General features: G+C 27.7%; 13 protein-coding genes. 6 read left to right on the plus strand and 7 right to left on the minus strand.

What is annotated here, in order from left to right; all coding sequences use genetic code 11:
* Nucleotides 1-58: 58 nt before the first annotated feature.
* From EQF90_RS05485 to EQF90_RS05515, 7 genes are all read right to left on the minus strand, one after another.
* The gene (locus tag EQF90_RS05485) at nt 59-1417 is read right to left on the minus strand and encodes a 5'-nucleotidase C-terminal domain-containing protein (protein WP_134711165.1); all 1359 of its coding nucleotides are present in this window, start codon (nt 1415-1417) and stop codon (nt 59-61) included.
* A gap of 248 nt (nt 1418-1665) precedes the next feature.
* Nucleotides 1666-2784 carry an NADH:ubiquinone reductase (Na(+)-transporting) subunit F gene (locus EQF90_RS05490; RefSeq protein ID WP_134711167.1) on the minus strand — a complete coding sequence of 373 codons (1119 nt, stop codon included), beginning with the start codon at nt 2782-2784 and terminating at the stop codon, nt 1666-1668.
* Nucleotides 2785-2800: 16 nt separating this feature from the next.
* A complete protein-coding gene (locus EQF90_RS05495; protein ID WP_134711169.1) occupies nt 2801-3385 on the minus strand; it encodes an NADH:ubiquinone reductase (Na(+)-transporting) subunit E in 585 nt (194 codons plus the stop codon).
* Nucleotides 3385-3993, minus strand: a complete 609-nt coding sequence (locus EQF90_RS05500; RefSeq protein WP_134711171.1) for an NADH:ubiquinone reductase (Na(+)-transporting) subunit D — start codon at nt 3991-3993, stop codon at nt 3385-3387. Before EQF90_RS05500 ends, EQF90_RS05495 begins: the two co-directional genes overlap by 1 nt.
* Nucleotides 3993-4574 carry an FMN-binding protein gene (locus EQF90_RS05505; protein ID WP_134711173.1) on the minus strand — a complete coding sequence of 194 codons (582 nt, stop codon included), beginning with the start codon at nt 4572-4574 and terminating at the stop codon, nt 3993-3995. Before EQF90_RS05505 ends, EQF90_RS05500 begins: the two co-directional genes overlap by 1 nt.
* Nucleotides 4567-5571 carry an RnfABCDGE type electron transport complex subunit D gene (locus EQF90_RS05510; protein WP_134711175.1) on the minus strand — a complete coding sequence of 335 codons (1005 nt, stop codon included), beginning with the start codon at nt 5569-5571 and terminating at the stop codon, nt 4567-4569. Before EQF90_RS05510 ends, EQF90_RS05505 begins: the two co-directional genes overlap by 8 nt.
* A 259-nt stretch (nt 5572-5830) precedes the next feature.
* On the minus strand, nt 5831-6679 hold the full coding sequence (locus tag EQF90_RS05515) for a 2-oxo acid dehydrogenase subunit E2 (protein ID WP_134711177.1): 849 nt from the start codon (nt 6677-6679) through the stop codon (nt 5831-5833).
* Between the two features lie 458 nt (nt 6680-7137).
* Here EQF90_RS05515 and EQF90_RS05520 point away from each other — a divergent pair, with 458 nt between their 5' ends.
* The 6 genes from EQF90_RS05520 (at nt 7138) to EQF90_RS05545 (ending at nt 13988) form a co-directional block, all read left to right on the plus strand.
* Nucleotides 7138-8472 (plus strand): sugar ABC transporter substrate-binding protein, encoded by a 1335-nt coding sequence (locus tag EQF90_RS05520; RefSeq protein WP_134711179.1) that lies wholly within the window; start codon nt 7138-7140, stop codon nt 8470-8472.
* Nucleotides 8473-8542: 70 nt separating this feature from the next.
* The gene (locus tag EQF90_RS05525) at nt 8543-8998 is read left to right on the plus strand and encodes a hypothetical protein (protein WP_134711181.1); all 456 of its coding nucleotides are present in this window, start codon (nt 8543-8545) and stop codon (nt 8996-8998) included.
* Nucleotides 8976-11009, plus strand: coding sequence for a carbohydrate ABC transporter permease (locus EQF90_RS05530; RefSeq protein WP_134711183.1), 2034 nt, complete (start codon nt 8976-8978; stop codon nt 11007-11009). The genes EQF90_RS05525 and EQF90_RS05530 overlap by 23 nt, the downstream gene beginning before the upstream one ends.
* A 1-nt stretch (nt 11010) precedes the next feature.
* Nucleotides 11011-11907 (plus strand): sugar ABC transporter permease, encoded by an 897-nt coding sequence (locus EQF90_RS05535; protein WP_134711184.1) that lies wholly within the window; start codon nt 11011-11013, stop codon nt 11905-11907.
* 9 nt (nt 11908-11916) lie between these two features.
* Nucleotides 11917-12999 carry an ABC transporter ATP-binding protein gene (locus EQF90_RS05540; protein WP_134711187.1) on the plus strand — a complete coding sequence of 361 codons (1083 nt, stop codon included), beginning with the start codon at nt 11917-11919 and terminating at the stop codon, nt 12997-12999.
* A gap of 11 nt (nt 13000-13010) precedes the next feature.
* Complete coding sequence (locus EQF90_RS05545; RefSeq protein ID WP_134711189.1) at nt 13011-13988, plus strand: LacI family DNA-binding transcriptional regulator; 978 nt, start codon at nt 13011-13013, stop codon at nt 13986-13988.
* Nucleotide 13989 lies beyond the last annotated feature (1 nt).

Genomic DNA, 13989 nt, shown 5'->3' on the forward strand with positions numbered 1-13989 from the left:
ATTTTATTAAAAAAGTTAGAAATTTACCTGTAAATTTTTATATACTTTGATGCATTTCTCAATAAATTCTTTTAATTTTTGAGCTGTTAAATAGTTCTTCATCAGTCAAATAAATCTTTACTAAATCTCTAATAAAATATTTATAAAATTTAGAATCTGCATCTGAAGCACAAATTGTTTTATACCATGTTCCTCTTTGCATATAATCATCACTAATAACTTTATAGTATTTTTCATCATCTATTAATTCATTATTTATAAATATATTAAATGGATTTTTTTGGACTTTAACATTTTTACTAAATCCTAGAGTTCCCAAAACACTTCCTCTAAATCCTGCACCTTTACCTGACTGAGTTATAAATTTTTTATCAAATGACTGCTTAACTGCTTCTTTAATATTTATTCCTTTAACATGAAAAATCGTTGGATTTAATTTGGAAGGGAATATTTTTAATAAAGATTTTTTTGACACAGGTCTAACTAAATCATTTTCGGCAATACCATTATGCATAATTGCTAAATCAGCTTTTTTATATTTCATTAAGGCATCGCATATAAAATTGATTAACTCATTTTCTTCAAAAGGATTAAATTTAAGTTCAGAATTTAATAACAATTCTTTTGACATAATATTTTCTGCATGCTTAATTTTTTTACCTAATAACTTATCAAATTTTTCATTTTCAATTTCATCTAAATAAATTTGTTTGTTTTCTATCAATTTAATTTTATTACCCGATATATCTAATGAAATTTTACCCAATGCTTCTCCACGCCCTGACATTGAATAATTACCTTCATTCTTAATAATATGTGTATGTGCTCCGAAAATAAAATCCATTTCAGGTATTTCTTTAAGTATCATATCATCAACAATATGTCCACTATGTGAAAGATATATTATATAGTCATATTTTCCTTTATATTTATTAAGCTCATTTTTCAAAGACTTAATTGAATCTTGTGTTTTAAGATTACCAAGTTCAAAAAATTTATTATATTTCCCATGTTCTCCTTTATCATCAAAATAAGGTGCAGAACTTAATATTAAAAATTTTTTACCAAACTTTTCCAATATTTCAGATTTTTTCAAACCAGGTATATCTTTATCATTAGCATCTGTCAAATTTGAGCATATCATAGGGTATTTATTTACAAGTTTTGACAAACTGTCAAACTCTAAATCTATTTCATTATTTCCTATTCCCATTAAATCTAATTTACATTCCATCAATAAATCTAATGCCGACTCTCCCTTGTCTGAATCAACGACAACGCTCATTAAATCACAATAATCACCACCATCTAAATAAATATCATTTTCAGTTTTATTTTCCATCATAAACTTATGGACTTTCCTTAAAAAACTATAATTTGAATGTATATCATTTGTATGATAAAAATTTATAATCATATTTCTCCTTTACCTTTAATTAATAATATATTGTTTAATATATTATATTAATTTTTAAAAACATTTTCAAAAAACAAACGCACAAAAAAGAGGGAGAATGTTCTTTTCTGTGCGTTTACTTAAACACTTGATATTTATCTGTCGCCTTTCGACATGATTATTGTATCAAACTTTTATAGATTTTTATTATCATATTAAAAAAATTTAGAGAAAGTTTTAAGAAAAATTATACGTGATGTTAAACAATACTAGAATTCATCAAAGTGGATATAGTCTGTATTTACACCTTTTGCTATCAGTGATTTTACAATACCACTAATCATAGCTGGCGAACCACATATATACGCTGTATAAGTCTTATATTCTTCAATATATTTATCAATTGAATTATTTACTCTACCTATGTCTCCATCCCAATTATCTGATTCTTCCGGTCTGGATAGTGTAGGCATAAACTTGAAGTCATGCAATTTCTCTTCAAACATTTTCATCTCTTCTAATAAAAATAAATCAGATTTTGTTTTTGCTCCAAAGTAAAATCTGGCAGTTTTTTTAATATCATTATCTAGCATATGATATAATATCGATCTTATAGGTGCAAATCCTGTCCCTGCCGCAACCATTACTATTTCATCATTATCATCATCATTATAATAGAAATCTCCAAATGGTCCAAATAAAGTAATTTTATCTCCAACATTTAATACTTTATGTACATATGTTGAAACTCTCCCATCTAAAACTTGGCCAATTAATAATTCAACATGTTTATCATCTTTAGTTGACGATGCAATTGAATATGCTCTATCCCAAGCTTCATCTTGAGCATTATAATCATCTCCTTTTGGATATGGTTTTGATTGTAATTGTAAAAACTGTCCGGGTTTAAAATTAATTGTTTTTTTTCCCATTAATTCCATTCTAATTTTTACGATTTTATCCGTCATTGGAATTTTTTCAATAAGTATCGCCTCAAATTCTTGTACATTGAATAATTCTTCAGGAATTTCAATATCAATATCACTTTTAACCTTTAATTGACATGATAATCTTACATCTGATTCTAATTCCGCTTTGGTTAACAAAGGCTTTTCTGTAGCTAAAACAGGACCAGCACCATTATTAACTTTACATTTACAATATCCACATGTCCCCTTTCCACCACATGCTGATGGTAAAAATATTTTTTCATTTTTTAGTGCATTTAAAAGTGACTGTCCACCTTCTACTTTTAAATTTTTTTCACTATTAATTTTTAATTCTACAAATCCATAATTATTTAAAACCTTATGTGCAATTGTAAGTATAATCGCAAATATAGAAGAGATTATAGCAACTATAAATGTTGTTGTTAGTACTTGAATCATAAATCCCTCCTTCTTTCTATGAAATTGGAACCATACCTGAGAATCCGATAAATGCCATTGCCATTATACCTGTTATAATAAGCGTAATTGGAGCCCCTTGAAGTCCTTTTGGTAAGGCATTTTCATTCATTCTCGCTCTGATACCAGCCATTGAAATAATAGCTAACGCCCAACCTATACCTGAACCAATCCCAAATAACAATGATTGTAAAAAATTATATTCTCTTGTAACCATAAATAATGTAACACCTAAGATTGCACAATTTACAGTTATAAGTGGTAAAAAAATTCCCAATGCATGGTAAAGATTTGGAACATATCTTTCTAAAATCATTTCTAAAATTTGAACAAATGCGGCTATAACAACTATAAAGATAATGTAATTTAAGTATTCAATACCTAATGATACCATTAGCTTATTCATAAAGTAGTTAAGAACTGTTGTAATTGACAGTACAAATGTTACAGCAATCCCTAAACCTGTTGCTGTTTCAACTTCCTTACTTACAGAAATAAATGAACACATCCCTAAAAAATTACTAAAAATCATATTACTTGTAAATATAGAAGCAAAAAATATAACTAAGGGATTAATATACATTATTTAACCTCCTTCTTATCTTTATTAATAAAGTTATACATTATCCACATAATAATTGGCAAAACGAAGAATGCTCCAGGAGGCATTATCATTAATGTCCATGTAGTTGCTGTTTTAGGTAAAATTTGGAATCCAAATAAAGTACCAAAACCTAATAATTCTCTTATGACAGCCACCGCTAATAAAACTAATGTGTATCCAAGACCTGCTGACATGCCATCTATTAATGAAGCAACAGGTGAATTAACCATCGCAAAGCTCTCAGCCCTACCCATTATAATACAATTTGTAATTATTAAACCAACATATGGTCCTAATGTTTTGCTCATATCCGGCATAAATGCCTTTAAATAAATATCAACAATAATTACAAAAAAAGAAATAATAAATACTTGTACAACCATTCTTATATGTTTTGGGATAATATCTTTTATAATTGAAATTACAAAAGATGATAATCCCGTTGTGAAAATCAAAGCTAATCCCATAATCAAAGAGTTTTTAGCTGAATTTGTTACAGCTAAAGCTGAACATATACCTATAATTTGCACTAAAACAGGATTATCATATAATAATTGATCCTTAAATATTTTAATATATTTATTCATTAATTATTTTCTCCCATTGTCTTTATAAATTTTGCTAAATCACCAGACACTAATTTTACAACTGAAAGAGAGGTCATTGTAGCCCCTGATATAGAATCAACTTTTTTATCAATATCTTTTAACCTAATATTTCTATATTGTTCTTTATAAAATGATTCCTCAATACGTCCTCCTAAACCTGGAGTTTCAGATTGCCTTATAAAATCAAGCCCTAAAATTGTATTGTAATCCTGACTTAAAGCAACATAAGCTTCGATTGGTCCCCACAATCCCGATCCTTGCACTGAAACTGCATATGCTTTTTTCCCTTCTTTTTCATATTTAAAAATTGGTTTATTGTTATATTTTTTATCAGTTTTTTTAATATTTTTTGTAAATTTATTATCTACATCTTTTTGTGTACCATCATTTTCTATTGAAAAAATATATAATATTTTCTTTTTTAGCTCAAACTCAGCATTTTTAGCAACTAATGATTTAGTATGTTCATTTAACATAGCTAATAAAAATGTTAGCACAGTCGATAAAACCAGCATAAAAAGTGCCGGATAAACTAATGATTTTTTATTCTTATTAATCATTAGCCACCGCCTTTTTAACAATTGTTGATTTTTTTGCTAATCTTTTCTTTCTATTTACTTCCTTAAATATATAATCAATTACAGGAGCAAATACTTCGGCAATTAAAATCGCAAACATCGTTCCTCCCGGAAATAAAGAAAATCCTCTTATAATAACTACTGTAAATCCAATCATAATTCCATAAATCCATTTTGCTTGAACTTGTTTTGGTGCGGATATTGGATCTGTTGACATAAATACTGTACCAAATATAAATCCTCCTACTAACAATCCTTGTAACGGTGGTAAAATATCTCCTTGAACACCGATTAAAATCAAAGCATATGATGTTACTACAAATCCAATTAATGATGATACCATAATTTCCCATGATGCAACTTTTTTATAAATCATATATGCTCCACCTAGGATAATTAATAAAGTTGATATTTCACCAATAGATCCAGCAATATTACCCAAAAATAAATTTAATACACTTACTGTACTCCCATTAATTTTTAAATCGAGTAATGGTGTTGGGCTTGCAGTATGATCTAAAACAGGAGTTATCCACTTTGCAAATCCACCTAAACCACTAATTAATCTTTCTGAATTTGCAGCTTGATTAAATGTTAACATCGGTGTCGAAAAATTTATATAAATAAATGCTCTACCAACTATCGCAGGATTAAATACATTTTTACCAAATCCTCCAAATACTTCTTTACCAAAAAAAATACCAAATGCCACCCCTACACCAGACATCCAAAATGGTAATCCCGGAGATAATGTTAATGTAAATAAAATCGCCGTTACAATAGCAGCTTCTGTAATTTGAGCTTTTTTATACATATATTTTTCTGATAAATACTCCACTGTACATGCCACAATTATGTTGAAAACTAATAGTGCTAGTGTTCTCCATCCAAAAACATAAATTCCATAAATAATTATAGGTGACACAGCTATGAGTACAGTTCTCATCATATTTTGTTTCTTAAAAAATTTAGAAAACATAGTTCCTCCCTTTTATTGTATCCATATAATAATATCACTTATTATATACATTTTAAATGTTTTACATATATTAGTATTTTTCTTAAAACTCTTTCCTTGATAATTGTCATTTCTATTTCTATTTTATTTATATAATTTTACCTAAATTTTAATCGCATAATCATATACTATTTTTATATTTTATTTGAAAATTTCAATAAAAAAATATGCTGAATCAAAAATCATTAAATTTTGACCCAACATAATAAATAATTTCAAATTAATCATCTAAATTTACAGGTTCTTCTAACTTTTCAGGATTATTTAAATATCTGAAAAATCTTCTCATTGCTGCTGCATAATAAAATCCATCACAAATTCTTTCATCTATTACAAATCCTATATTCATAATTTTTTCTTCTATAAACTTATCCTTTTTCTTAACAATTTTCTTTCCTTTTTTACCTATTGAAAGAAAAGCTCCAATTGTCCCCAAATTATAAATATGGTGTAATGCGGCATCAAGCCCTATAGACCCTAAATTTGTTATAAATGCAGATGCATGAAATGGGCTTGCTTCTAGTGCACTGCTCGGTATCATATTAATTTTATCTAAAAATTTAATACTTCCAACTAAAAATTTTAATATGAATAAAGGTGTTTTTGAAAGTCCTTTAACAAATATATCTGTTGCATTTTTACCATCAGTATTTGTATCTTTTTCAGCCTGGATTTCTTTATTTAGTATTTCTCTAACTTGAAGAGGAGTTTCATCCCCCTTAAATTTAAATTTAAGAGTAGTTTCAGCTGCATCTTCTGTCATTGCTTTTTTTACTACCATGGAAATAATTATTTCATTTCTCATATAATATCTTCCATTTATAATAAATTGATTAATTTTAGGTTTTTCTCTATATGTTCTTGCCATAGCTGCATAAATTATATGCATATACGACAATCTAATCCCTGTTTCATCATATACTTTTCTAATATAAGCATCAAAAGGCTCTAAAGAAATTTCTTGATTTAAAGCGACTAAAGCATCATTTCTTTCTTTCATTATTAAAGGTATAAATCTTGAAAAAGGATCTACTTCTATCTTATAACCATCTTTTCTCCTAAAAAACATAATTGCTCCTATAAAATTTAATTCATTACTACTTTACCATATATTTGTTTATTTGTAATTTATTTATTGATTCTAATTAGATTATATATATAATAGTCTCTTTTTACAATTAATAGTATTCACATCTTTTACTAAATATTAAACTTTGTAAATCTTAAATATTAAATTTTTTTAATATTTTAAAAACGCTTTATGTATATAAATTTATTTAAATATATTTTATAACAAAACATAAAAATATAAAATCGAATCATTTTTTCAAAAATATTGATTTTTACATGAATTATTCTATTATAACATTTCAATATCGCAAACATTTGCATGATAAATTATAAATTTTTAGCATTTTCATTAATTAAAAGTAATTTAAATAAAATTTGACACTTTGAAAATTAATATATATACTATAGATATAACCGCAACCGTTTTCATTAGGTTGTAAAAATATAGGAGGAAATATGAAAAAAAATTTAAAAAGTCTAGTAGCTTCGATGCTAGCATTCACTTTGGTTTTAAGTGCATGTAATACTTCTAAGCCAAAAACAAAAGAAGTTGAAAAAACAACAACCGGAAAATTAAAAGGCGAAATCACTGTTCAAGCTGAAAAAGGTTGGATGGATTACTATAAAAAAGTGGTAGATAAAATCACAAAAGCTAACCCGGATTCAAAGATTAAACTAAAAGAAATAGCATCATTTGATCACCTGGGTGTAATTCAAAAAACAGATGCAACAAATAAGGACGTTGCTGACGTATTTGCACTTCCAGCAGATAAATTCACAGAATTAGCAGATAACAATGTTTTAGGAGCACTTCCTGCTGCTGAAATGGCAAAAGAATTAGGCGGATTTGATGATTTTGATAAAGGATTAGGTGGACAATTCAAAAAAGATAAAGATTATCTTGCATTCCCTTACAATATTGAATCATTGGTTACATTTGTAAACAAAAAGAATGCAGAAACATTAAAGATTGATCATACAAAACCATTTGAAATTACAGCTCAAAAAGATGCAGCTACAGTTTTATTACCATTCTTTGATGCATGGTTTGGTGTAGCTCCAAACAATGCTGGTGGTTTAGATTTATTAGCAAAGAAAGATAAAAAATTTACTTCAACATATGCAAATCCATATGATAAATTAACAGCAGATCAAAAAGCTGTATTTGATGGAGTTTATGGATATTGGAAATTAAATAAAGACGCTGGCACACCATTATTTGATGCTGAAGCAGGTTGGGGATATATCGATAAAGAATTTACAACAGGCGGAAAAGGTGTTATAAGATTAGATGGACCTTGGTCAACAGCTGGTAAAGGTGTTATAGCTAAAGAAATTAAAGCAGGAAACATTGAAGTTTATCCAATTAACCACATAACAGTTGCAGGTAAAGCATTTACTCACTGGAAAGGTGGTTGGGCATTAGGAATCAACGCAAGAATTGAAGCTGATAAAAATAAAGTGGCATTAGCTACAGCATTCATTAAAGAACTTGTTAACCCTGCAAATGCTGTTGATATATATAAATCAACAGGTAAAATTTTAGGTAACGTAAAAGCTGATGTTTATAAAGCATCTGATTTATCAGAAATCGACAAGAAAGTTATAACAAACGTAATTGAATCATACAAAGTTTCTCCAGCAAGACCATTATTCAAAGAATTTGGACAAGTTTGGGATACATGGAAAAATTCAGTATTATCTTGGAATTCTGTTAAACCAGCTGATGCAGCCGCAGCATACAAAGAATTAAACGCTGCTTTCACATCAATGTTAGAACAACTTAAGTAATTAAAAGCAAATAAAATATAGTGAATAGCCAAAACTTAAGTTTTGGCTATTCCTATATTTACAGGTAATTATGGAAAATAGAAATATTAAATATAAAAAAGAAAAAAAAACAGTTAATAGATTACTAATAATAACAGCACTGATAATTTTTATAGCATCATTGGAAGCTTTTAATCTTGGAAAAAATCAAGACTTATTAAAAGTTTTCTTAGAGCTTAATAAAAATAATTCCCCTTCAGATTATATGGGAATTATAATAACAAATTATTTTTATAATATATTTGAAGTGATTTTAATAACCTTATTTACATTTTTCACCTATAAAAAATACGGTATATCAAAATTATTTAAAATTATATTTTCTTTAATAATTTTAATAAAAACTATTAACATTATAATTTCTTTTAAAACAAATTCAATTTTTTACTATTTGATAGTTTTGTTATATATATGCTATCTTTTAGTTATAATAAAAGCACCAATTACAAAAAGGAAGGTAAACTATGGCTTATTCAAAAACCATTAAGGATAGTGTAGGACGTGAATATCCAAGAAAAAATCAATATATTATTGATTTAATAAATGCATCTCCTTCTGATAGAAAGAAACTTGAATCTAATAGAAAAAATCATCCTTATATCAAAAAATTAGATGAATTTTTAGAAAAAGAAAAAAACTTTTTAACAAAAATTGAAAATGAAGCAAAAAATAGATTCAAAGATGTACAAGATAAAAAAATTGCATACCTACAAGAGAGAGAATTTAAGGCAAATAAAAAATTAGACTTTTATAAAGATTATGTTGATTTATCATATGAAGCACAATTCAATTATAATTTGGCTGAAAGAGAATTGCGTCATATTCCTGATATGATTAAAAATGATGAAAATCTAAAAAAACAATTAAAATTCAAAGAACAAAAATTAGCTAATATCACACAAAAAGAAACTGATGAAGCAAAAAAAATAATTCAACAAAAAACTGAAGAAAGAAATAATCAACTTCAAGCTGAACTTATAGAGTTAAATAAGAAATATTCTGAAGGATTAATTTCTAAAAAGGCCTTAACCACAGAACAAAAGATTAGAAAAAGATCAGCAAAAGAAGATATAACTGCTTTTTCTTATATTGATAAGAAAAAAGCAACACAAGAAGATATTAAAAATATTAAGCATCATCTAAATATAGATTATAAATCAAAGATGAATGTATTAAATTCTGATATCTCTGACGTAAGAAGAAAAACTCCTATAGAAGTAGAAAAGAAACACCCAATATTGTCATATCTAACATTCCCTATTCCGGGATTAGGACAACTATTAAATAAACAATATGTAAAAGCACTATTATTTTTCATAGGTACATTATTTATTTATTTTGTTGCAATACCATATGCTCTTGGATTTGGAAATTACCAAGGTGAAGGTATCTCAGGACTTATAAGTCTTGCGGAAGGTGGTAAAAGATTAGATAAATCAATTATATTTATGATAGAAGGTATTATTTCAATATTTTTACTTTTAATATCTATATTCATATACTATATATCATTTGTTGATGTATATAAAGTTGAAAAGAAAGAAATTGAGGGTGTAAGAAGAAATGTATGGTTTGAAACTAAGGAAGCAATTCTAACAGATGGATTCCCTTATTTAGTAATATCCCCTGCTTCAATAGCAATTATATTCATAGTTTTAGTACCAATATTTACAACAATTTTAATTTCATTTACTAATTATGATCCAAATAATCAAGCTAAATTTACTTGGAGTGGATTGCAAAATTATAAATTACTTGCATTAGGACAAGGAGTTGCCGGTAAAGCATTCTGGCCAATCGTATTGTGGACATTAATCTGGACATTTGCTTCAACTACATTAGCAATTGCAATTGGTTTTATATTATCATTAATTGCAAATCAAGAAAGAATAAAGTTTAAGGGACTATTTAGAACGATTTATTTATTACCATGGGCTGTTCCTGCATTTATTACTATAATGTTCTTCTCTCAAATGTTTGCAAAAGGTGGACCAATCACTGAAATGATTAACAAAATATTTGGAATTGCACTAGATGTTAAAAATAATACATTCCAAACAAGATTAGTTCTTATACTATTACAAGGATGGCTAGGTTCAGCATATGTATTTTTATTATCAACAGGTATTTTACAAGGTATACCTTCTGATTTATATGAAGCGGCTGAAATTGATGGAGCAACTGGTTTTAAGAAAACATGGAGAATCACTATTCCTTTAGTATTATTCCAAACTGCCCCTCTTCTAATCGGACAATACACATTTAACTTTAATAATTTTTCGATTATTCACTTATTTAATGGAGGTGGTCCATTTAATCCTTCAGTATATGGTAATGTAGCCGGTTCAACAGACTTGTTAATTTCATATATTTATAAATTAACTATAACAAGTAACTATCAAGCTCTAGGAGCTGCTGTAACAATAGTTATTTCACTTATAATCATGTTCTTCTCATGGTTAGGATTTAGAAATACAAAAGCATTTAAGGGGAACTAATATGTTTAAGAGAAAAAATAAAAATAATGGTTTATATTTATCTGATAAACAACCGTTAAACACTGTTGGTAAAATACTTCTTGTGCTTTCCTACGCAATTTTAATTGCTTGGGCAATAGCCATTATTTGGCCATTAGCAGCAATGGTAATATCAAGTTTCAACGGTAATCAAGGAAAATATATCTCTCTTTCAGGTGCATTTTCCTTCTCATTTAAAAATTTTGAATACTTATTTGAAAATACAAACTTTTTAATTTGGACAAAAAATACAATTTTAATCGCTATAGCAACAGCTTTATTTACACTATTAATCGTATCGTTTACAGGATATGCTTATTCAAGATATAGATTTAAAGGAAAAAAAGCCAGCTTAATGGGTATTATGCTTATTCAAACAATTCCGGCATTTGCGGGTATTACGGCTTATTATGCAATACACTCGATTATTTCAGGTATTGTTCCAATATTTAGTAGAACAGCTATGTTAATTTTAATTTATTCAGCCGGTGGTATTGCAGGTAATACATTTATCCTAAAAGGATATATTGATTCCATTTCAAACGAATTAGATGAAGCTGCTAGAATTGACGGATGTTCAAATTTTCAAGTATATAGATTAATTATTATGCCAATAGCAAAACCAATGTTAGCAATAATTGCATTATGGTCATTTATAGGTCCATTTATGGATTATATGTTACCTGCAGTATTATTAACAAGCAATGAAGAATATACTTTGGCAACAGGTCTATTTACATTAATACAAGATATGAGAACAATGAACGCTCCTGCTTTTGCTGCAGGTGGATTATTAACAGCAATTCCTATCGTAGTATTATTTATGAGTTTACAAAATCAATTAGTATCCGGATTAAGTAAGGGTTCAGTAAAAGGTTAGGAGATTAAAATGAAAGTTACATTAAATAATTTAGGTAAAAAATATGAAGGTAGAGATAAATTTACAATAAGACATATTGATTTAACAATTGAAGATAAAGAATTTTGTGCAATTTTAGGACCTTCAGGATGTGGGAAATCTACATTATTAAGAATGATTGCCGGATTAAATTCCATAACAGAAGGCGAATTAATTTTTGGTGACAAATTAATGAATAAGGTTGCACCAAAAGATAGAGATATAGCTATGGTATTCCAATCATATGCATTGTATCCTCACTTGACTGTATATGATAATATGGCATTTTCATTACAAATGAAAAATGAAAGAAAAGAAGTTATCCATAAGAGAGTTATGGAAGCAGCAGAAATTTTACAATTAAAAGAATATCTATATTCTAAACCATCCGATATTTCCGGAGGGCAAAGACAGAGAGTTGCATTAGGTAGAGCTATGGTTAGAAAACCGGGGGTATTCTTAATGGACGAGCCATTATCAAACTTGGATGCCAAACTTCGTGAACACATGAGAGTTGAACTTGTTAGATTACACAAACAACTAGGAACAACATCTATATACGTAACACATGATCAAACAGAAGCTATGACAATGGCTGATAAAATTATTCTTTTAGATAAAGGAAAAATACAACAATTCGGTAAACCGGAAGAATTTTATAACCAACCGGCTAACTTATTCGTTGCAGGATTTATTGGCTCCCCTACGATGAATATATTCAAAGGGAAATATCAAAATGGTCAATTCATTTCAGAAAATGGCTTAATTAAGCTTACGCCAAAACACGAAGATCAGGTAAAATTAAAAAATCATAGTGATAAATCCATTTACTTAGGTATAAGAGCTGAAAGATTCTTAGCTAAAGATTCTGAAAATGCTCTTAAAGGAAGAATTGATGTTGTTGAAAATTTAGGTAAAGAAAAAATTCTTTATGTAAAATTAGATGATGAATCCGAAGTAGTTATTTCTCAACCCGGTCATTTTAAATATGATATAGATGAAATTCATAACTTCACATTTGATTTAGATGCTTTACATTTCTTTGACGGAGAAACAACAAATAGAATTAATTAAAGGAAAAATATATGACAAGAAAAGTTACAATTAGAGATGTAGCATATTTAGCTGGGGTAAGTATATCCACTGTATCAAGAGTAGTTTCCAACAAAGTTAATGTCAATGAAATTACTAGACAAAAAGTTCAACGTGCAATTGATAAAACAGGATATGAACCTAATTATACAGCTAGAGCTCTTGCAACAAAAAATACTGATACAATAGCAGTAATTATTGATAGAACTCCTAGTAAAGGTTTTGCCAATTCATTCTTTCTAGATATACTTGATGCAATTGCGACTAGATTAAATTTTTATAGTAAAGATATGCTTTTGGTTTTTTCTGATGGAAAAAATTCAACTGAGTATAGTAAAGTTAAATCACTAATACAGTCAAATAAAATTGATGGAGTGATAAAACTGTCTGTACAAAAAAATGATAAAACAATTAATTTCTTAAAAGAATCCAGTAAACCTACTGTAGTTGTAGGTAGACCTAATAGTAAAAATATGCTTAGCGTAAATAATGATAACCCAAAAGCAATGCAAAATGCTGTAAACTTTTTGATAAAAAAGGGTGCAAAAAAACCTGCATTTGTAGGCGGAAATAAAGAATATATAGTTACAATAGATAGACAAGAAGGATTTGAGCTGGCACTCAAAAAACATATGATAAATTATGATGAAAATGATATGTATTATGTTGATTTTTCTATAGATGCAGGTTATGAACTTGCAGATACATTAATAGAAAAAGAATATGATTCAGTTGCTTGTACAGATGATTTAATTGCATATGGTATAGCAAAAAGGTATAATGAATTAGGTAAGTTTATAAAGATAATAAGTTTTAACAACACATACTTATCAAAAATATCAAATTTACCATTTTCAAGCGTAGACATAAACGCTAAACTACTAGGTAGAGAAGCTGTTGATTTAATAATGAATCCACAAGCTTCTCAAAAACAAACAATAGTAGATACAAAATTAATAGTTAGGAGTTAAA

Origin of the sequence: Helcococcus ovis, assembly GCF_004524775.2 — a bacterium.
Classification (GTDB): Bacteria; Bacillota; Clostridia; order Tissierellales; family Peptoniphilaceae; genus Helcococcus; species Helcococcus ovis.